The following is an 18,705-nucleotide window of genomic DNA, read 5'->3' as shown; positions in this document are numbered from 1 at the left end:
CTGACCTTCAAAGGGTGGTGTCGTATGGGCTGTCGTCTTGTGATCCCCGCGGTATGCCGCCTGTATGAGATACGCGCAGGGTGGTGGACTGACCGACGAGCGGCGGGCCTTCCGGGAGAGATTGCGGTTGGAGGCGGCCGAGCGATTTGAACACGGGGACGAGAACGTGCTCATTGCCCATGACCTGCGGGTCAGCGTCCGTTCGGTGCAACGCTGGCGCAAGGCATGGTCGCAGGGTGGGGCAAAAGCTCTGGCCTCGAAGGGGCCCGCGTCGCTGCCGTTGTTGAGCGACGAGCTGTTCACCACGCTGGAGCGTGAGTTGCTCAAGGGCCCGGTGACGCACGGCTGGCCGGACCAGACCTGGACGTTGTCGCGGATCAAAACGTTGATCGGGCGTCGCTTCCACAAGAGCTACACCGTCCAAGGTGTGGCTGCGTTGCTGAACCGGCATGGTTGGAGGCCAGGTGCCGGCCCGCCGGGCGGTGGAGCGGGACGAGGTGGCGGTGGCCGGCTGGGTGAAGGAGACCTGGCCCGACGTGGAGGGACCGTGGCGGCGCTCGATGCCTGGTTCGTCTTCGAGGACGAGGCTGGCTTCTCGATGACGCCGCCAACCGTCCGAACCTGGTCGCGCCGTGGCCACACACCCGTCATCCGCGTCGGGGGACGCTGTCCCTCCCCTCGTAGCGTGGAGTCCGTGATACCAGGGGAAGTTGAGGTTGTCATTCCCCTCGCGCCGTGGAGATTTTTGAAGCGGCCAATTCCATGAGGGTGCCGGCCTGATGGTCTCGTTCGTAGTCGATCGGGCTCCGGTATCCGCACGCGCTGTGTAGTCGGCGGGGACGTCCGCGGTGACATGCCCCTGCTGCTTGTTCTGCAACGGTGCACGGGGATACCGCCGCGCCCGGCCGGTACACAGACACGTGACCAGCTCCCGCTTGAGCGCGCCACAGCCTTCGATGAACAGCGCCTCGTAGATGACCTCGTGGCTGATGCGCATGGACTCATCATCGGGGAAGTCGGCATGGAGACGGTGTGAGATCTGCTCCGGGCTCTAGGCCGTCGCCCATCGTCTGTCCTGCCGATGCAGCTTGTTCAGCCCCTTCCACACGGGCATCTTGGGGCTGATGGCGATCGTGCCGCCAGGGCGACGGACACTGCCGGCGAGCCGATCCTGCACGTACTCACGCAATTTGTCGTTGCCTGCGAGCTTCGCAGTCTTCTCGCGCTTCGCGGCCGATCCTGCGGGCAATCTCGCGCACAACGAACTCCTGGGCGCGCAGCGGCGCGCTCTCCTCGCGTTCGACGAACGCCAGGTAGCGGCCGGTGGGCTCGTCCAGGCTGATGGGCGGCATGCCGCCGGCGTGACGGAACCACCGGGATCCAACCGGCCATGAAACGCTGACGGCGGCCTCCGTAAGCGGCTCTGATCAACATTTCGGGATGACCCAGCGTGATCGGCTCACGGTGTGAGCAGGATGCGGTGTCGGAGAAGGTCGAAGTTGGCACGCCCATATCCTTGGCGTTTGAGGTATTTGATCCGGTTCACGTGTCCTTCGACCATGCCGCTGGAGTAGGGCAGGGTGAGTCCGGCGGTGACGGCGTCGAGGTCTTTGCGGAGGTTGCGAGCGAAGCCGCACAGGGGCGGCAGCTCACTGCCTTCAGCAGCCTTGATCCAGCGCGTTAGTAAGTGGCCGTGAAGGTTCTTCATCATCTCGGCGAAGCCCTGTATGTGCCGGCGGAGATCGGCAAGTTCGGGGCAGTTCGTCACGACGCGCTTGAGGCGGAGCTGCTGGCTGGAGGTGAGGTTGCCGGGGTGGCGGGTGAGCCAGCCGGTGACTTGCCGGACGGTGGGCGCCTCGGACCTCTTGGGCGTCGGTGACTCCGCCGTGCGCAGGGGTTCGAGCCAGCGCCTCACGCTGCGGCTGCTGCCGCGGTAGCCGCGCTGCTGGATCTCGCGGAACAGCCGGCCGCTGTCGGTACAGCCCTCACGCCAGCGCATGTTGAGGTACTCGGCCCAGGGCTGCGGCTTCGAGCGGCGTTGCGGCGGCGGGGACAGGAGCTCTTCGGCAGTGGCCGCGTGAGCGTACTTGCGGACCGTCTTGCGGTCCATCCGCAGTGCCTCGGCGATCACCTGGATCGCGACGCCCTTGTCGTACATCTCGTGCACCGCCGCGAAGTGACGCCGGGCGTTCGCCGCTCGCTTGCCCTCGACCAGGGGTGACTCGCCGGGTGGCGGCTCCACGACCTCCTCCTGCTCCTCGCCCTCAGGCGAGGTGAGGCAACTGCGGTGGGCGACGACGCACTTCTCGACCGTCTTGCACAGGTTCAGCCACAAATGAAAGCGGTCTGCGATCTGGACTGCGTCAGGTGCCCCGGTGCGGACGGCTTCGGCGTAGGCGCTGGCCCGGTCACGGCAGACGATCTCGGTGCCGGGGTGCTGATGGAGCCAGGCGGTGAAGGTCTCCGCGGTGCGGTCGGGGAGTACGTCGACGACGCGGCCGGTCTCGATGTCGGTCAGGACGGTGGCGTAGACGTGGCCGCGTTTGAGGGCGAAGTCGTCCACGCCCAGAATGCGGGGACTCTTCTCCGGCGGCTCGGCCGGCAGAGCTCGGATGCGGTGGAGCAGGGTGTTCGGGCTGACCGTGCAGTGCAGCATGCCAGCGAGTCGGGCACCGGCACGTCCGGCCAGGAGGCGACCGATCGCCACCAGCATCGTCTGCTGGAGCTGGCTTCGCCGGCCGTACCGGAAGGTCAGACCCTCGACCTGCTCAGCGAAGGTCCGGCGTGCGCAGGACGGTACCTCGCACCGGAACCGGCGAACCGTCAGGCATATCGTCACCGACCGCCCGCCAGCCGGCGTGTCGGCAAGGCGACGACGGTAACGATCGTGGACGCGGTGCGAGTTGCCCCCGCAGTCCGGGCACCGGGCGGCGTCGGCGGCGACCGAGGCTGAGATCCGTACGCCCGCACCGACGACTTGGATTTCCTCTATCGCGACGGCCGCGAGGTGCGGCAGCAGCACATCGAGTATGTGATCACGTAGCACACCTGCTCAACGATCTGACGTGCGGTCACGCTGGGTCACCCCGAAATGTTGATCAGAGCCCCCGTAATCGGCCGCCAGCGCGGAGAACGCTTGGCCGCCAGCGGGGAGCACTACGGCTCTTCGGCGCTTTCCGTGAAGCGGATGATCTTGGTAGCTCTTCCTGGTGGGGGATCGTGCCGCTGAGCTGCTGAAAGTTCTCTTCCCGCACCTGTCGCAGGTCGCGGTCAACGGTGTCGTCCGGATCAGCAGGTCCGTACGGATCTCTACCTTATGCAGCGCACCGAAGGCCCGCTGTCCGGGCTGCGGCACGGTGCCAACACGCGCGCACAGCCGCTACGGCCGCAGACTCGCCGACACCGCAGTCGCCGGGCAGGAGACCGCGATCGACCTTGAGGTCCGGCGCTTCTTCTGCGACCACGCTAGGTGCGGGAAGAGGACCTTCGCCGAGCAGGTCCAGCACCTCACCTTCCCGTACGGCCGACGAACCATGACGCTCCAACACCTGCTGCAGCAGATCGCGTTGGCACTCGGTGGACAGGCCGGCAAACGTCTCGCCGAGCGGCAGTCGGCCCCGGTGAACGGTCCCACCCTGCTCCGGATGCTCCGTTCCATGGAGCTTCCGGAGGTACCCGAACTGAGTGTGCTCGGCGTCGGCGAGTTCGCCTTTCCCAGGCGCAGTGCGAAGTCGTCCACCCCGACCGCCCTCGGTTCGGTCACGGGCGGGTCGGGCAGGTCTATCACCCGTCGCAGCAGCGTGTTGCGGCTGGTCAGGATGCCCAGATGCGGGGCAAGTCGGGAACCGGCCCGTCCGGCCAGTGCCAGCCCGATCCTGCTCATCGTCGAGCGCAGACGCTCGGTGCTCTGGCCGTGCCGTCTGGTCAGTCCCGGCACCTGCTCGACGAACGTGCGGCGCGGGCACTCCGGGGTGGCGAAGACGAACCGGCGGCCCCGCAGCGCCAGTACGCACGGCCGTCCGGCGCAGGACTGGTCCGCGGGAAAACGCAGGTAGGAGCCGTTCTCGGCGACGGCCGAACTTCGATCAGGTTCGATTTTCGTGTCCATGACCGGGGTGTTGGCCCCGGACGGCGCGGACTTCAGCCGAGGTGAAGAGAGCCTTCGGCCCGCAGGCGGCGGTGTGTGCCCGCTTCCGGGAGCGGTTGCATCAATGCACAGGCGTTCAACACGTTCACGGTCTTCGTAGCTCAAGCTCATTGCTCGCTACGGGCTGTTGGCGCCTACTGGAGGTGCGCCTGGCGGCACGGACCATGCCGGGGCAGTGCTCTCGACCGTGGGCTCGTGTCTGCCAGGCGTACGGCGGCTGACCGTGCCGATCGCTGGCCGGGAGGCTCCGTCGATGCCCCGGATCCCGGCAGAGAGTCGGTTCCGATGAATGCCAGCCCCGTCGCTGTGCATAACGGCTCATGTCCCCTGAGGCCGGCTCGGGTGGGGTGGGGTGGGGTGAGCCGTTGGATCTTGCCTTTGACTGCCCCAGCCGAGAGGGAAAGCGACTATGAGTGTTTCGATAGACACGGGCGGCCTGGACTTGGCAGAGATGCGGTGTGCGATCGATGTCGCTCTGGTGGATTTCTCCATGGCCCGCAGCCGTAGCGCCGCCGAGCAGGACCTGCCCGTCGAGGTCATCGAGACGCTACGCGGTTTTCTGGAGGCGGGCGGCAAGCGACTGCGGCCCGTGCTGTGCGTGGTCGGCTGGCACGCCGCCGGCGGGGAGGAGATCCCGGCCGCAGTGCTGCGGGTGGCGGCGTCGCTGGAAATGTTCCACGCCTTCGCCCTCATTCACGACGATGTCATGGACGGTTCGGACACCCGCCGTGGTCGGCTCACCGTCCACCGTACTGCCGCGACACTCCACCGGGACGGGCGCAGCCACGCCGCCGCCGACCGTCTCGGTGCCGCCATCGCGGTCCTGGTCGGTGACCTTGCCCTGGCCTGGTCGGTTGAGCTCCTGCACAGCGCCGGTCTTGATCCGGCTCAGCTCGCCAGGGTGCTCCCGCTGACCGACGCGATGCGTACCGAGACCATGTGGGGCCAGTACCTCGACGTCACCATGGCGGGCCGCCCCACGGCGGACTTCGACCAGGCGCTGCGGATCGCGCGCTACAAGACCGCCCGCTACACGTTCGAGTGGCCTTTGCGTATCGGAGCTGCCCTCGCGGGTGCCGAGGCGAGGGTGTGCGACGCGCTGAGCGCCTATGCCCGCCCCCTGGGCGAGGCGTTCCAGCTCCGCGACGACCTGCTGGGCGTTTTCGGGTCCCCCGCCCTGACCGGTAAACCCGATCTGGACGACCTGCGCGACGGCAAACACACCGCACTGGTCGCCGTTGCCCTGCAGCGGGCCGACCCGGTGCAGCGGCGGCTCCTGCGCAGCCTGCTCGGAAAAGCGGACCTCGACGAACACGGGGCCGCGCAGATCCGGGACGTATTGGTGGCCACCGGCGCCCGTGACGCGGTCGAGCAGCTCATCACGGCCCGTCTCGACCGGGCTTTGCGAGCTGTTGACCAGCCGCCGTTCCCGATCGCCGCGACCGCTGCCCTGCGGCAGCTGGCCAATGCCGCCACGGTGAGGACCGCATGACCATCGAAGGGACCCGGCCGACGGGACTTCGTTGGAGCCCGTGGACCGAGGCGCGTGTCACGTGGCTGTTCGTCTACCGGGACTTGAGCGCGTCGCTGATCCCGGCCTGCCTCTTCTCGCTGTCCGCGTCCCGCTACTTCGCCTCTTCACCCAGCCATGTCCTGACCGCGCTCGGGCAAGCTTTCGCGTGGCTCGCCCTGTACATCTACACGTTCTGCCTCTCCAACCAGATCTCCGGCTACGAGGAAGACCGGCTGCTCAAGCCCTACCGACCCCTGGTACGGGGACTGGTGACGCTGCGCGGCACCTGGGTCCGGTGGGCCGGAGCGATGCTGTGTTTCACCCTCCTCGGATGGTGGCTGGACGTCCTGTTCTTCACCCTGCTGTGGCAGGTGCTGACCGTCCTGCACAACTTCTTCGGGTGGGGCGGCTGGGGGTTCACCAAGAACCTGGTCATGGTGTTGGGTGCGGTGTCCGAGCTCGGCATGGCCTGGACCCTGGTGGGGCCGCTCGACGCCACCGGATGGTGCTGGATCGCCGTCATTTCGATCCTGTTCGGCGCCCTGGTCGTGCACATCCAGGACCTCCGCGATCTCGACGGGGACCGACAGACAGGGCGAAGGACCCTGCCCATGATCTTCGGTGAGACCGCTACGCGCCGCTATTTCGCAGTGCTCCTGTTTATATTTCCCGGACTCATTCACACCCTGCTCTATGCACCACTGCCTTTCGGTGTGCCGGTCATCCTCTGCGACCTGGCCGTCACCGCCTCGTGCTGGACCGTCGCGTATCGAGTGGTACGCCTTTCCGGCCGATATTCGGACCATAAGACCTATATGGGGTACACGTACATTTACTGCCTCGTTCTGGGCAGCGGCATCCTCGTTTTCTGACCGGGCGGCAGCCACTGGTGCCTGGTCGCCCTCCCCGCCAGGCTCGCAGGACGGCGCCTCCCATCTCGCCCGGTCATCTGGGGACCTGTCAACGGCCTTGTAAGTTGGGGCACTTCGGCACTTTCCGTAAAGCGAGCTGGTCAGTGCGCCAGGAGGATGCGTCTTCGTAGGAGGTCAAAGCTGGCCCGGCCGTAGTGCTGGCGCTTGAGGAGCTTGGTGTGGGTGTTGACGCCCTCGGTGCGGCCGTTGTCGTAGGGGAGGGTGAGCCCGGCGTTGACGGCGGCGCGGTCGAGTTCGAGTCCGTTGCAGAAGCTCTGCAGGTGGGGCAGGCCGACCGCACGGACTGCCGTGATCCAGTCGGTGAGCTTGGTGTCGTTGCCGTCCGCTGGGGTTGGCAGTTGTGTGAAGTCGCTCGTGAGGTGGGCAAGTTCGGCCATCTCGGGCCATGCCTTGGCCAGTTCCTGAAGAAGGGCGGTGTCCTTGTCGCGCAGGTGGTCGGGGTGGGTGAGCAGCATTCGGACGGCGCAGCGCGGGGTGGTGATGGGGGCGGTGTTCAGGGCCAGGCTCAGGCGGCGGGAGCAGTCCAGCAGGCGACGCCTTGGTCGAGGAGGGCGTGGATCTTGTGCCAGCGTTCGCGGATGGTCTGCTCGCGGACCCCGCCGGGACTGGTGGGGCTGACGGTCGCCCAGCAGGTGGCATGGCCGCGGACCTCGGCCAGGACCTTGTCGCACAGGTTCCGGAACAAATGCCGTCGGTCGCCGACCTGGACCGCGTTGGGCAGTGCGCGGCGGACGGCCTCGGCGTAGGTGGCCGAGCCGTCCCGGCACACCACCTCAGGCCCGGGATGCTCGCGCCACCAGGTCTTCAGGGTGGCGGCCTCGCGGTCGGGGAGCACATCGACACGCTGGCCGGTCTCGGCGTTGATATGACCGTGGCGTAGCGGCGCCGACGTTTGAGGGCGAAGTCGTCGACCCCGATCACGCGTGGCGCCGGCACCACCGGGGTGGAGATGCGGCGCAGCATGCGCAGGACCGTGGCGTAGGAGAAGGGCGCCGCCAGGGCGCGGCTGAGGCGGGCGGCCGCCCGGCCGCACAACTCCTTGACGACCTGCGAGATCTGCCTGGTCAGACGCGTGGTGCGGCGCTGGAGGTGCTCGATCAGTCTGGAGGCCTGCTCGCGGAAGGTCTGTCGCGGGCAGTCAGGACCGGGCAGACCAGACGCCGCACCCTTACCCGCACCACCACCCGGCGGCCGTCCACCGGCACGTCCGTCCCTGTTCGCCGGTGGTGGCCATGCACATTTGCCGTCGGCGCCCCGCACACAGGGCACAGCACCGGGACATCCCGGGTCCGGGCCGCCACCCGGGCCACCTCACCACTATCCACACATCCTCGACGACCAACGCCGACACCCCCGAAAACGCCACACTCACAAGCGAGTTGACATCATCCACGCCTCATCCTCGCAGGCAAGGACGCAGTGTCACTACCGAATACGGAACAGAGCCGTTCTTTTTATAGGCCCTCCCAGGGCTGGTTCAGCCGTGCTGCATGACCTCCGGGCGCACCAGGTTCTCGGCGAGCATGAGCTCCTTGACCTTGTCCGAGAGCATGCCCAGATGCCGCAGGACGTGGATGATCTGCTGGAACAGCATCTGCCGGTAGGTGGCCATCATCGGGTTGTGGCGGGCGAAGCGCATGTCTAGCTTGACCCTGTCGATGATCTTGCGGCGGTTGAGGCCAACTGCCGAGGGGTCGCCAGGACTTCGACCGGGGGAGTACACGTCCATCAAGCTCACAACACGGTTGGTGCGGGCGGGAATTGAGGCGTCCATGGGGTCTGTGGGCAACTCGTACGACAACGCCCTCGCGGAGAATCTATGGATGCTCATCAAGACCGAGGGCCTGCGCGGCCGCACCTTCGCCACACGTGCTGAGGCAAACCTCGCGCTCTTCGAGTACATCGACGGTTTCTATAACTCCCGTCGCATCCAGGAACGGCTCGGCTTCCTCAGCCCGATCGAGTTCGAGGAGAGGCACTACACCGAGCAGGCGACGGCCGAACAAGCGAACCTGAACCCCCATCAACCCATCCCGACCTGCTGATCAGCACCTCTCGCACAACGGGGGAAGCTCACATCGACCAGGCAGCCGCGATCGACGGATGCACGGCCGAACTCGGCGACGCCCGCACCCTGGGCGCCGCTGACGACTCGTATGGCGTCGTGCTGGTCCTCGGGCCGCTCTACCACCTCCTGACGCGCCAGGAGCGGCTACAGGCGCTTGCCGGGGCCCGCCGCGTCACCCGGCCCGGTGGCCTGGTCGCTGCAGCCGCGATCAGTCGGTGCGCCTCCCTGTTCGAGCACACCGCCACCACATGGCTCGGCACGACGCCCCGCGTCCGTGACGCGGTGGAGGGCATCCTCCGCACGGGTGTTCACGAGGCCGGCCGGAAGGGGTTCACGGCTGCCTATTTTCACACCGCCGACCAGTTCGCCGAGGAGATGACTGCCGCCGGGCTCGCTAACACCACGGTGTACGGGATCGAAGGCCCTTCATGGGGTGCGCTCAAGGCGACCGAGCAGCACACGAAGACGCAACTTGACCCCGAGGGACCGCTGTTCACCTCGGCTCTTGAAGCCGCACGGCTAGCCGAGCCCTACCCCGAACTACTCGCTGCGGCCTCTCACATGCTCGCCATCGCGCAAGCCTGACCACGACGGAACGCTGGGCCCGTTCCAAACTGGCTGGCTCCTGCTTCCGCGCCAAGGGCGTGCACTTCCTGATGAAGAAGAACAAGATCGAGCAGTTCGAGGGCGTCGGCGCCTTCATCGACCCGCACGCCCTCCACGTCACACTGGGCGACGGCCGCACCGAGACCCTCACCTTCGGCCACGCGATCATCGCCACCGGTTCGGTCACCCGCCTGCTGCCCGGCACGGCACTGAGCCGCCGGGTCGTGACCTACGAGGAGCAGATCCTCTCCGACGAACTGCCGGGCAGTATCGTGATCGCCGGGGCGGGCGCCATCGGCGTCGAGTTCGCCTACGTCCTTGCCAACTACGGCGTCGAGGTCACCCTCGTGGAGTTCCTCGACCGCGTCGTACCGCTGGAGGACGAGGAGGTGTCCGCCGAACTCGCCCGTCGCTACCGCAAGTTGGGCATCAACGTGCTTCCCTCCACCCGCGTCGAGGGCATCGACGACTCCGGGGAGAAGGTGCGCGTCACGGTCACCACCGGCGGCCAGCGCCAGACCCTGGAGGCCGACCAGGTCCTCCAGGCCATCGGCTTCCAACCACGCACCACCGGCTTCGGGTTGGAGAACACCGGCGTCCGGCTGACCGAGCGCGGCGCCATCGCCATCGACGGCCGCTGCCGGACGAACGTGCCGCACATTTTCGCCATCGGCGACGTCACCGCCAAGCTGATGCTGGCGCACGCCGCCGAGGCGATGGGCATCGTCGCCGCCGAAACCATCGGCGGCACCGAGACGATGGAACTGGACTACCTGATGATCCCGCGGGTGACGTTCTGTCAGCCGCAGATCGCCAGCTTCGGCTGGACCGAGGCCCAGGCCCGCGAGCAGGGCTTCGACGTGCGGGTGGCCAAGTTCCCGTTCACCGCCAACGCCAAGGCCCACGGCCTCGGGGACACCGCCGGCTTTGCCAAGCTCATCAGCGACGCCCGCTACGGGGAGATCATCGGTGCCCACCTCATCGGCTCAGAAGTCACCGAACTGCTACCGGAGTTGACGCTGGCGCAGAAGTGGGACCTGACGGTCCATGAGGTGGCCCGCAACGTGCACGGCCACCCCACCCTCGGCGAGGCCATCCAGGAAGCGGTGCATGGCCTCGCGGGGCACATGATCAACATGTGAGGGCGACTGTGCCTCCGTGCCTGTACTCCTTGGCTTGGCTCACCGGCTGAGCAAAACGCGCCGGCGCGCATCCGCCCTTGGGCACGACACGGCCTTGCGCCCCGTTCCCCCCGACCGTCACGTGGTCGGCAGCGCTGCTGTGCCCCGGCCTGAGGGAGGCACCAGCCGTCCTCGTCGGTCGGGGTGGTGCCGGGACGGGCGTTGGCGGCAGCGAAGTTCTCCAACGGCGGCTTGACCAACGCCCGTACCCTCTCGGCGGGGTTCGGTTCGGGCGCGTACGAGGGGAGTTGGAATGCCGCCAGTCATGCCTTGTTGTTGGTGGTGAAGTCGTTGAGTTCATCCCGGGCAAGCTCCCACGTTCTCTCGTGCGCCCATGCCACACGTGCAGGGGGGAGCTATGTGCGACTGTCACCGGCCCTGCGTTCAACGTCGCTTCGACGGCACTGAAGGGCGAGCGGTGGTGTCTGTGATGAACTCCTACGGCAGCTGAGGTGGCGGGTGTCTGAAAGCTCGTCACGATGAGCGGAGGTCTTCCGGGAGACGGGCCAGATGTTTCGTGGGGGTCGAGCCCGTGGCGTGCCAGGGCGTCATGCACGCGCCTGCGGATCTGCTCGCCGGGGGCCCGGGACGCACATCCGGTGTTCGACGCCGAGGAGTTCGGTGATGACGTTGGCCGGCGGGCCGGGGGTTTCGTCGTGCCGGGAGGGGGCGAGTGCCTTGTGGCTGTCCGTGTCAGGGGTTTGGGCTTCAGTGGGAGGCCGGTTCGCGGTGTGTTCGGGGGGCGAGTCGGGTCACTGTCGGAGCGGCCAGTCCCGCTGCCAGGAGCACGGCGGCGAAGGCCAGCCAGCCTCCCGTGCCGCCTCCGATGATCAACGCGGTACCGGCCGCCGGTGCCACCATGCCGCCGAGCTGGATCGACATGGTGAACACCCCTTGGTACTGGCCGTGCGCGTGCTCCGGTGCCAGTTCGAAGGCGAGCGCCCACGAGCCCACGCTGTAGAGGAGTTCCCCGATGACGTGGGCCACGGCACCGGCCACCAAGACGGCCGCCGCCATCCACGGTGCGCGTCCGGCGGCCAGGGCGAAGAAGGCGCAGCACAGCGCGAGCAGCGCGCCGGAGCGCCGCAGCGCCCGGATGCCGCTGGGCACGTCCTCTACTCGGCGACCCGCCCTGACCTGGAAGCACACCACCACAACGGTGTTGAGCAACAGGATCGCGGAGTAGATGGCGATAGGCGCGTGGGTGCGTTGGGCGATCCACAGGGGCAGCACCACGGTGATGAGGCTGTCGTTCGTCACCAGCACCGTGTTGAGCACGGTGAACAGTGCGAAGCGGCGGTCCCGGAGCACGTCCCAGGGCCGGGCGCCGGCCGGCCGCCCGGTCCGTGCGGCGGGCGGTAGGCGCAGGCAGGCCAGGCCGGAGAACACCAGCAGTGCGCCGCTAACCAACAGCAGGGTGTCGTAGACCGGTCGCGTGTCGCGGTGCAGGGCGACGCCGCCGAGCGCGGTGCCCACCGCCAGGCCCGCGTTGGTGACCGCGTGGAGGTAGGCGCGGGCGGGGACACGTTCGGCGGCGCCGACGGCGGAGGCGATCAGCGCACCGCGGGCCGCCTCCGACGCCGAGTGGCAGCCCATGACCAGGCCCGCCGCCACCAGGAATCCGGTGAAGCCGCCGACGAGCGGGTAGCAGGCGACCGCCAGGCCCTGCACGAGGGTCAGGGCGATGGCGGTCGGGCGGGGGCCGATGGCGTCGGAGGCCCGCCCGGCCAGGATGCTGGCCGCCACTCCACAGGCCGCCGCGACCGTCATGCCCAAGCCGACCCGGTCGGCGGACAGGCCCACGGAGCGGGTGAAGAACAGGATGCTGACCGTCAGGATGACGCCGTGGCCGACGGTTCCGGCGAAGCCGCTGACCGCGAGTGCCCGCACCGGCCCGGTGGGCGGCATCAGCCGCCGGAGGAACGTCACCACCTCGTTCGCCGCCTCCTTGCGTTGGTGGACACCGTCAACTCGGGTGTTGTGGTGTGTAGTTGGGGTCGCTGTGGGTCGGTCATGTCTGTTACGGGCATCATCTCGTTCGGCACACGGTGCGGGGGGCGGGAAGACGGACCGTCGCCAGATACCGGGCTTCCTGGGCGCGGGCGCAGGTCGAGTGCAGGGCGCCGGTGTGCCCGTCGCCGTCGACGGTCAGCAGTCGGGCGCCCTCGATGCCCACGGTCAGGGACCGGGCCCAGGCGTACGGTGTCGCCGGGTCGTACCGGGTGTTGACGACGAGGACGGGCGGGGTGCCCCGGACGCGTACGGGGGCGGGCGGGTTGGCCGCCTTGACGGGCCATCCCAGGCATCCGCTGGTCCAGTCCCAGAACTCGGAGTACCTCCAGGTGTGCGGAGCGGCCCCGCGCAGCCGCGTCCACTGGCGCTTCATGTCGACGAACCCATGGGTGTCGGGGGCGAAGTCGTGGCAGCCGACGGCGCGGTAGGACGGGTAGGTGGACTGGCCGTAGGGCGCTGCGCGCAGCAGGGCCGAGGCGTCGGGCGGGCCACCGGTCCCGGCCGCGGCGGCCAGGGCCCGGGCGAGCTCCGGCCAGCGGTCGCGCTGGGTGAGGTAGCCGTAGGCGCCGCCGGCCAACTCGTCGGCCGAGGCGGCGCGCGCGGGCCCGGCGCCCGGGGCGGCGGCGCGGACCCGGCCCCGTTCGGCGTTCGCCAGCAGCCGGTCGTACACCGCGGGGACGTCCCGCCCGTGGAGCGCACAGGCGGGGGCGGCACCGCACCACGCGGCGAAGCGGGCGAAGGCGCGCTCGGTGGCCCGGGCCTCGTCCAGCGCGGCACGCCGGGCGGGCCGGCCGTGGTCCACCGCGCCGTCGAGCACCATCGCGCGGACGCGGTGCGGATAGCGCTCCGCGTACAGCGCGCCGATCTCGGTGCCGTAGGACAGGCCGAGCCACGAGAGGGTGGTGGCGCCGAGGGCTTCCCGTACGGCGTCGACGTCCCGCACCACGCTGCGGGTGTCCACATACTCCAGGAGAACTCCGGTGGCCTGGCGGCAGGAGCGCCCCGCGACCCTGTTGAGGCGAACGAGGCGCTCGAACTCCGCGGGAGTACGGGGGAAGACGCGCACCGAAGGGTCGCGCAGTGGGTGGTGGCAGCGCACCGGTGCGCTCTCCCCGACGCCGCGCGGGTCCATGCCGATGAGGTCGAACCGGTCGCGCAGTCGGTCGAGTTGCGGGGTGTCGAAGGGGGGCGCGGCGGTGGCGACGTCGAGTACGGCGGAGCCGCCGGGACCGCCGCCGTTGATCAGCAGGGGGCCGATGCGCCGTGCCGGGCGCCGGGCGGGGAGGCGGGCGAGGGCCAGGGAGATGGTGGGGCCGCCGGGTCGGGTGTGGTCCAGCGGCACCCGCAAGGTCGTGCACCGGGCCTCGGGCAGGGCCTCCGGCTGGGGGCAGGCCGTCCAGCGAAGCGGGCCGGCGTCTCCAGGAGGCACGGTCCGGGTGGCGAGCGCCGGCTGGCCGGTCGCCCCGAGCGCGGTAGCCAGCAGCAGGGCCGCCAGCGCTTGGCCACGTCCCGCGCGGCGGCTGCGGCCGGGTCCGCCGTGCGGGAGTCTGCTCCTCATGCCCGACCTTCGTCCCGGGAGGCGCCCGCGGCGGGCCGCCTGGCGGCTACCGCGATCAGCGAGCTGCCCGCCGGCACCGGGACCCTGCGGAACAGCGCATGATCGACCCGACTCACCGCGTACAGCAGGGAGTTCACCGGACCGGGCGGCGGCTGCACGAAGCTGCTGTCCTCTCCCGCCGTGGCACGGAAGAAGAACCTGCGGGCGAACAGCGGTGGCACCGTCCACAGGTAGCAGTAGCGCACGGAGAGCACCCGCAGCCCCGCGGCCTCCAGGGCCGAGCGCAGCGATCGCTTGGTATAGCGCCGGTAGTGGCCGCTCATCTCGTCGAACTTGCTCCACAGGGCGGGCAGCGCGGGCACCGTCAGGACGAACCTGCCGTGTGCGCCCAGGAGCTCGCGCACCCGAACCAGGGCCCGCTGCTCCTCCTCGATGTGCTCCAGCACATCCAGCATCAGCACCAGGTCGTGGTCGGCCGGCCGGGGGCGGGCGGTGAGGAATCCGGAGACCTCGATCCGGTCGCGGACCGGGGAGTCGGGCGCGATCTGCCCGGCGTCGGGCTCGATGCCCTGCACTTCGCCGACCGTGGCCAGCCGCGGCCAGATGAGCCCGTCGCCGCAGCCGTCATCGAGGATCTTCGCGCCGCGCTCGCGCCAGGTCGCGAAGCGGCGCACGAAATGCAGCACATGGTTCTCACGGGCCCGCCACCACCAGTGCCGCCCGTAGAAGGCGCCGTACGACCGGCTGTAGGCGCTCTCCATCAAGGTGGCCGGGGAGTCGGCGCCGGCGGCGGCATCCGGCGGCGGTTCAGTGCTCATGGTCGCTCCAGAGGTCGGGGTCGGACGCGGGCCAGGTGCCGCGCAGCACGCTGAACGCCTCCGCCGCCAGGACGTCGGCGTGCGCGCCGAAGAGCCGCGCCTGGGCGCGGATCGCCTCCAGGGAGCGGGGGTGCGGGAAGTCCCGCAGCTCCGAGGAGTAGGCGCGCATGGCCTCGATCTTGTGCCTGAGGGTGTCGGCGACGTCCGTGTAGACGGCGGGGACGAACGGGGGGCGACCGGCGTGCCCGGAGTCGGTCGCGGACAGCGTGGCGAAGCCGAGGAGCCAGCGCACGCCGCTGACATGCGGTCGGCAGGCGATCATGCAGGCGCGGGCGGTGAGTTCGTGGTCCACGTTCAGGTCGCCGCTGTGGTGGGTGTAGACGATCCTCGGGGCGACGTCCGCGACGGCTCGGCCGACGCGGCGGGCCAGCTCCAGCAGGGGGTAGGTGTCGAGTTGGTTGTCGGCGAGGTCCAGGCGGTGCACGGCGTGCACCCCGAGGGCGTCGCGGGCGGCGGCGGTCTCCCTGCGTGAGGCGCGGGCCAGTTGGGTGTCCTGCGCCCGCTGTGCCTCGTCGACCTCTTGGCTGGTGCCCCGCGAGGTCTTGCCCTCCGCCAGGATCAGCACGTGCACCTCGTCGCCGGATCGGGCGTGACGGGCCAACGTGGCGCCGGGGCCCAGTACTTCGTCGTCGGGGTGGGCGACCACCGCGAGCACCTTCGTCATGCCACGCCTTCCCTGACGACGTCCGCGCTGTGCGGCCCGCAGTTCATCAGCAGGTCGAGTACCGACAGATGGGAGATGAAACCGGGATGCGACTGCGGGTACGTGGGGTGTTCGTAGCGGAAGAACTCGACCCGGACGCCCTGGGCCCCGACCCGCTCTTGGTCGAGGTAGTCCCGGGCGTGGGGCCCGGCGATGAAGGTGTCGGCGCCGAGCGCGCGGCACAACTCGGGGATGATGCTCTGCCGGTCAACGGGCGGAAGACCCAGCTGGGACACTCGCAGCAGTGGCCGGGGCAGCCCGAGGACCTCGGCGCAGTAGTCGATGAAGGGAAGGCAGACCTCGTCGAGGGTGGTGTACTTCCCGGCGTAGTACGCGGCGAGGAAGTCGGCGTGCATAGCGAAGAACGGGGCCCGGCGGTAGGCCATCTGGATCGCCTTCCAGTGCCTGCGCCGCCAACCGTCGCCCACCACCCCGATCTCGTCCAGCGGCCGTTCGGCCCGCAGGTCGGGGTGCGAGAGCGGCACGCTGAGCAGCATCGGGCCGTCGGCGGTGCGGATGCGGTTGCGGTTGAGCATGTTGCGCCGACCGATCCTGCTGCGGTCGTGCAGGACGAAGGCGTCCGCCGCAGCGATCTTCGCGAAGTAGCCCAACCACGGCAGATAGGCGGGCTGGTGGGCGCTGAGAATCATCGGTTAGGGGTCTCCTTCCGGGCCGTGCGGCCATCGCACGAGGCGGGTCATCGCGGGGACGGGGCTCCAACTGGTCTTGAACCGCACCTGTCCCGGCGCCGCTGCGGAGCCCAGGTCCACGGTCCGTACGCCCCGCTCCGCGAGCGACTCCAGCGCACACCACAGGGCCAGGTGCCCGGCGTTGGTGCGGCGGCCGGCTTCCGACGTCACCTGCAGGATGTGGTAAGCGGCGGGCTCGGCGACCGCGAAGACCGCCGCCGCCTGCGGGCCGTCGTCGTCGCCGACCAGGGCCGTGACCACGTCATGAGGCCGGGGCGGTACGGCGTCGGGCACTGCGCACAGCGCCGTGAAGTCGGCCGTCCCGTGCAGGCAGGGGGCTCCGTTGCGACCCATCGTGTGCCGGTACAGGCGCAGCAGCGCCGGTCCGTCGTCCGGGCTGGGAGGAAGGGCGCGCAGACCGTGGTCCCGCGCCCGACGTACGGCGGTGCGCACGCTGCCCTTGGCGGCGTGCCAGACCCGGGCGGGGTCCGCACCGAGGTCCAACAGGTAGGTCGGTCGGCCTGGTTGGGCGGCCCAGTGCCCGGTCAGGCGGTCGAGGCCGGGGGCCACTCCTGGAGGCGGCAGCAGGGTCACCAGATGGGAGACGCCGGCCACCGCGTGCACCTGCTCGGCCAGCCGGGGCAGGTGCAGCGGCGCGCCGGGCCAACTACCGCCCGGGCAGGGCGTTCCGTAGCCGAAGCACCCGATCTGCGCGGTGTCGGACGCGGCCGGCACGCACACCGGCAGGAGCACCTCGCCGTCCGCTTCCGGTCCGTTCACGGGCACCGCCAGCGGCATGAACCGCAGCCCGGGCCGGGCCGTCAGGCCCATCCGCAGCCACCGCGGGGCCGCGAAGGGCGTGGGCGGTCGGCCGCGCGCCACCCGCGCGGTCCACTGCGCCCAGCTCAGCACCTCGACCACCCGGCCCCCGGACAACGCCTCTTGACGGTCAGTCATCGCGTGCCCCGCGTTCTCCCACCGCCCGGTCGGCGGCGAGCAGGGCGGTGACGAGCAGCCGGTGGCCCAGGCGCGGTTGGGGTTGTTTGGGGATGGTCAGCACGCGCGGCCACAGATGCTCGGCGCCGGGCAGCGGTCCGCTGGCGTAGCGCGCGTAGGGGCGCATCCGGTGCAGGGGGACGTAGTTCCAGGTGCTGGGCACACCGGCGCGGGCCAGCGCGCGGGCGAAGACCTGTCGATCGCCGCGCCGGTGGAACAGCAACTCGATCCCGGGAACGAGGTCCGGCCGGGAGGGGACCACCGTGCAGTGCTCCAGGAACGGTGTGACGGCCGCGCGGACCTCCTCGTGCCGGGCCACCACGGCCCGACGCAACGCCTCGGCCGAGCCCAACAGCACGGTGGCGACGGCCGTTTCCCACCGTTGGGGTGTCGCCAGCGACGCAGCACCGGCCTCCCGCGGCAGGTGGTCGGCCTTGGTGGCGGACCAACCCGGTGCCCGCTGTCGAGCCCGCTGCACGACCGCCCGCACCGCTCCCGGGGCGCCGGCCAGCAGCCGTGCGGCCACCGCGCTGCGCAGTGCGGCGGCACCGCCCGGTCCGCCGTCGGACGCGGCGGGGTAGGGGTACGCGTCCGAGACCGGCCGCGCGGTGGCGGGCATCCCCGGCGGGTGGAGCACCGCGCCGCCGCCGATGCCGCCGAGCGGCTTGCCCGCGCCGAAGCTGAGCACCAGGGGCAGTCGGCGGTGCGGTAGCGCAGCAACGTCCCGGGAGCTGGGACGGCCTGCGCCAGGTCGAGCACCAGCTTGCCTCCCCGATCGGCGATGTGGTGGGCGTGGTGGCGCCACTCGTCCAGGCCGAGGACGTTGGTCACGACCACCAAGCGGCCCCGCAGGTCCACCGAGGCGTAGCCGGAGCCCTCGTCCGGGGTGGCGTCGACGAGGACGGGCGTGGCGCCGGTGGCCAGCACCGCGTCCGCCACGGCGGTGCAGTTGAACGTCGACACCACGACCTCCCGGCCGGGCGCGGCCCCCAACGCCGCAAGCGCCGAGCGCAGCGCGGCGCGACCGGAGGCGGTCACCACGCAGTGCTCGCGCGCGCAGGCCGCGCGCAACTGCCGTACCAGCCGGGTGCGTCCGGCGTCCGGGCGGGCCGCGTGGTACAGGGCCGCCGCGCACCGCCGGGCGGTCATCCGTGAGGGATGCAGCTCCAGGACGGGCCACCGCGGGGGAGTGGTGTAGCGCAAGTCTTCGGCCTCGTGCGGGTCCGCTTCGATCATCAGGCCGACGCTCCGGGGCGGATCAGGGCCTGCGGGGACCAGTCGGGGCGGCGCAGCCGTAGCGAGAGGCGGCCCGCGCCCTGCCGGAACCACTGAGCTTCTTCAGCGGTGCTGCTCCAGGGTGAGGACCGCTTTGGTCATTGACGTCAGTCGGTTGGGGCTGCAGCGGGCTCGGCGGAAGAGCC

The 18,705-nt window shown here is 70.0% G+C and carries 14 protein-coding genes and 5 pseudogenes; 7 read left to right on the top strand and 12 right to left on the bottom strand.

The genetic code is table 11. The features are described from left to right. The first annotated feature begins 64 nt into the window (after positions 1-64). A pseudogene (locus ACFVFQ_RS35505) lies at positions 65-602 on the top strand (winged helix-turn-helix domain-containing protein). Between the two features lie 203 nt (positions 603-805). On the opposite strand, the pseudogene ACFVFQ_RS35500 reads toward ACFVFQ_RS35505, so the two are convergent. Together ACFVFQ_RS35500 and ACFVFQ_RS35495 are read right to left on the bottom strand one after the other, a co-directional pair. Further along, positions 806-1,403: pseudogene (locus ACFVFQ_RS35500) on the bottom strand (IS30 family transposase); the annotation flags it as partial. A 56-nt stretch (positions 1,404-1,459) separates the two neighbouring features. After that, entirely contained in the window at positions 1,460-3,022 is a 1,563-nt protein-coding gene (locus ACFVFQ_RS35495) for an ISL3 family transposase (RefSeq protein WP_383424304.1), read from the bottom strand. A 187-nt stretch (positions 3,023-3,209) separates the two neighbouring features. Here ACFVFQ_RS35495 and ACFVFQ_RS35490 point away from each other — a divergent pair, with 187 nt between their 5' ends. The 3 genes from ACFVFQ_RS35490 (at position 3,210) to ACFVFQ_RS35480 (ending at position 6,532) form a co-directional block, all read left to right on the top strand. Next, on the top strand, positions 3,210-4,055 hold the full coding sequence (locus tag ACFVFQ_RS35490) for a transposase family protein (protein ID WP_383424258.1): 846 nt from the start codon (positions 3,210-3,212) through the stop codon (positions 4,053-4,055). 543 nt (positions 4,056-4,598) lie between these two features. Beyond that, entirely contained in the window at positions 4,599-5,639 is a 1,041-nt protein-coding gene (locus tag ACFVFQ_RS35485; RefSeq protein ID WP_383424302.1) for a polyprenyl synthetase family protein, read from the top strand. Then, complete coding sequence (locus ACFVFQ_RS35480) at positions 5,636-6,532, top strand: UbiA family prenyltransferase (protein WP_383424256.1); 897 nt, start codon at positions 5,636-5,638, stop codon at positions 6,530-6,532. The genes ACFVFQ_RS35485 and ACFVFQ_RS35480 overlap by 4 nt, the downstream gene beginning before the upstream one ends. A 140-nt stretch (positions 6,533-6,672) precedes the next feature. Here the strand turns inward: ACFVFQ_RS35480 and ACFVFQ_RS35475 are convergent. Together ACFVFQ_RS35475 and ACFVFQ_RS35470 are read right to left on the bottom strand one after the other, a co-directional pair. Beyond that, positions 6,673-7,985 (bottom strand): annotated as a pseudogene (locus ACFVFQ_RS35475) (ISL3 family transposase). 84 nt (positions 7,986-8,069) lie between these two features. Then, positions 8,070-8,330, bottom strand: a complete 261-nt coding sequence (locus tag ACFVFQ_RS35470) for a hypothetical protein (RefSeq protein ID WP_383424255.1) — start codon at positions 8,328-8,330, stop codon at positions 8,070-8,072. 85 nt (positions 8,331-8,415) lie between these two features. Between ACFVFQ_RS35470 and ACFVFQ_RS35465 the strand changes: the two genes are divergently transcribed. The 3 genes and pseudogenes from ACFVFQ_RS35465 to ACFVFQ_RS35455 all read left to right on the top strand — a co-directional run. Then, complete coding sequence (locus ACFVFQ_RS35465) at positions 8,416-8,637, top strand: IS3 family transposase (protein WP_383424253.1); 222 nt, start codon at positions 8,416-8,418, stop codon at positions 8,635-8,637. Continuing rightward, on the top strand, positions 8,631-9,245 hold the full coding sequence (locus ACFVFQ_RS35460; protein ID WP_383424300.1) for a class I SAM-dependent methyltransferase: 615 nt from the start codon (positions 8,631-8,633) through the stop codon (positions 9,243-9,245). The genes ACFVFQ_RS35465 and ACFVFQ_RS35460 overlap by 7 nt, the downstream gene beginning before the upstream one ends. Positions 9,246-9,292: 47 nt before the next feature. After that, a pseudogene (locus ACFVFQ_RS35455) lies at positions 9,293-10,408 on the top strand (dihydrolipoyl dehydrogenase family protein); the annotation flags it as partial. Between the two features lie 747 nt (positions 10,409-11,155). Here the strand turns inward: ACFVFQ_RS35455 and ACFVFQ_RS35450 are convergent. The 8 genes and pseudogenes from ACFVFQ_RS35450 to ACFVFQ_RS35415 all read right to left on the bottom strand — a co-directional run. Further along, positions 11,156-12,379, bottom strand: a complete 1,224-nt coding sequence (locus ACFVFQ_RS35450) for an MFS transporter (RefSeq protein ID WP_383424251.1) — start codon at positions 12,377-12,379, stop codon at positions 11,156-11,158. Positions 12,380-12,476: 97 nt separating this feature from the next. After that, positions 12,477-14,018 carry an alpha/beta hydrolase gene (locus tag ACFVFQ_RS35445; RefSeq protein WP_383424249.1) on the bottom strand — a complete coding sequence of 514 codons (1,542 nt, stop codon included), beginning with the start codon at positions 14,016-14,018 and terminating at the stop codon, positions 12,477-12,479. Beyond that, positions 14,015-14,836, bottom strand: coding sequence for a class I SAM-dependent DNA methyltransferase (locus tag ACFVFQ_RS35440; RefSeq protein WP_383424247.1), 822 nt, complete (start codon positions 14,834-14,836; stop codon positions 14,015-14,017). Before ACFVFQ_RS35440 ends, ACFVFQ_RS35445 begins: the two co-directional genes overlap by 4 nt. Further along, a complete protein-coding gene (locus ACFVFQ_RS35435; protein WP_383424245.1) occupies positions 14,826-15,560 on the bottom strand; it encodes a PIG-L deacetylase family protein in 735 nt (244 codons plus the stop codon). The genes ACFVFQ_RS35440 and ACFVFQ_RS35435 overlap by 11 nt, the downstream gene beginning before the upstream one ends. Continuing rightward, positions 15,557-16,249 carry a WbqC family protein gene (locus tag ACFVFQ_RS35430; RefSeq protein ID WP_383424243.1) on the bottom strand — a complete coding sequence of 231 codons (693 nt, stop codon included), beginning with the start codon at positions 16,247-16,249 and terminating at the stop codon, positions 15,557-15,559. Before ACFVFQ_RS35430 ends, ACFVFQ_RS35435 begins: the two co-directional genes overlap by 4 nt. 3 nt (positions 16,250-16,252) lie before the next feature. After that, positions 16,253-17,245: a GNAT family N-acetyltransferase gene (locus tag ACFVFQ_RS35425; protein ID WP_383424241.1), complete on the bottom strand. Its 993-nt coding sequence runs from the start codon at positions 17,243-17,245 to the stop codon at positions 16,253-16,255. Continuing rightward, the gene (locus ACFVFQ_RS35420; protein WP_383424310.1) at positions 17,238-17,972 is read right to left on the bottom strand and encodes a hypothetical protein; all 735 of its coding nucleotides are present in this window, start codon (positions 17,970-17,972) and stop codon (positions 17,238-17,240) included. Before ACFVFQ_RS35420 ends, ACFVFQ_RS35425 begins: the two co-directional genes overlap by 8 nt. A gap of 245 nt (positions 17,973-18,217) precedes the next feature. Further along, a pseudogene (locus ACFVFQ_RS35415) lies at positions 18,218-18,433 on the bottom strand (DegT/DnrJ/EryC1/StrS family aminotransferase); the annotation flags it as partial. Between the last annotated feature and the right edge of the window lie 272 nt (positions 18,434-18,705).

The sequence above is a fragment of the Streptomyces sp. NPDC057743 genome, assembly GCF_042798755.1.
Taxonomy (GTDB): Bacteria; Actinomycetota; Actinomycetes; order Streptomycetales; family Streptomycetaceae; genus Streptomyces.
The sequence above is the reverse complement of the archived record's forward strand: the minus strand, read 5'-3'. Positions and strand labels throughout refer to the sequence as shown.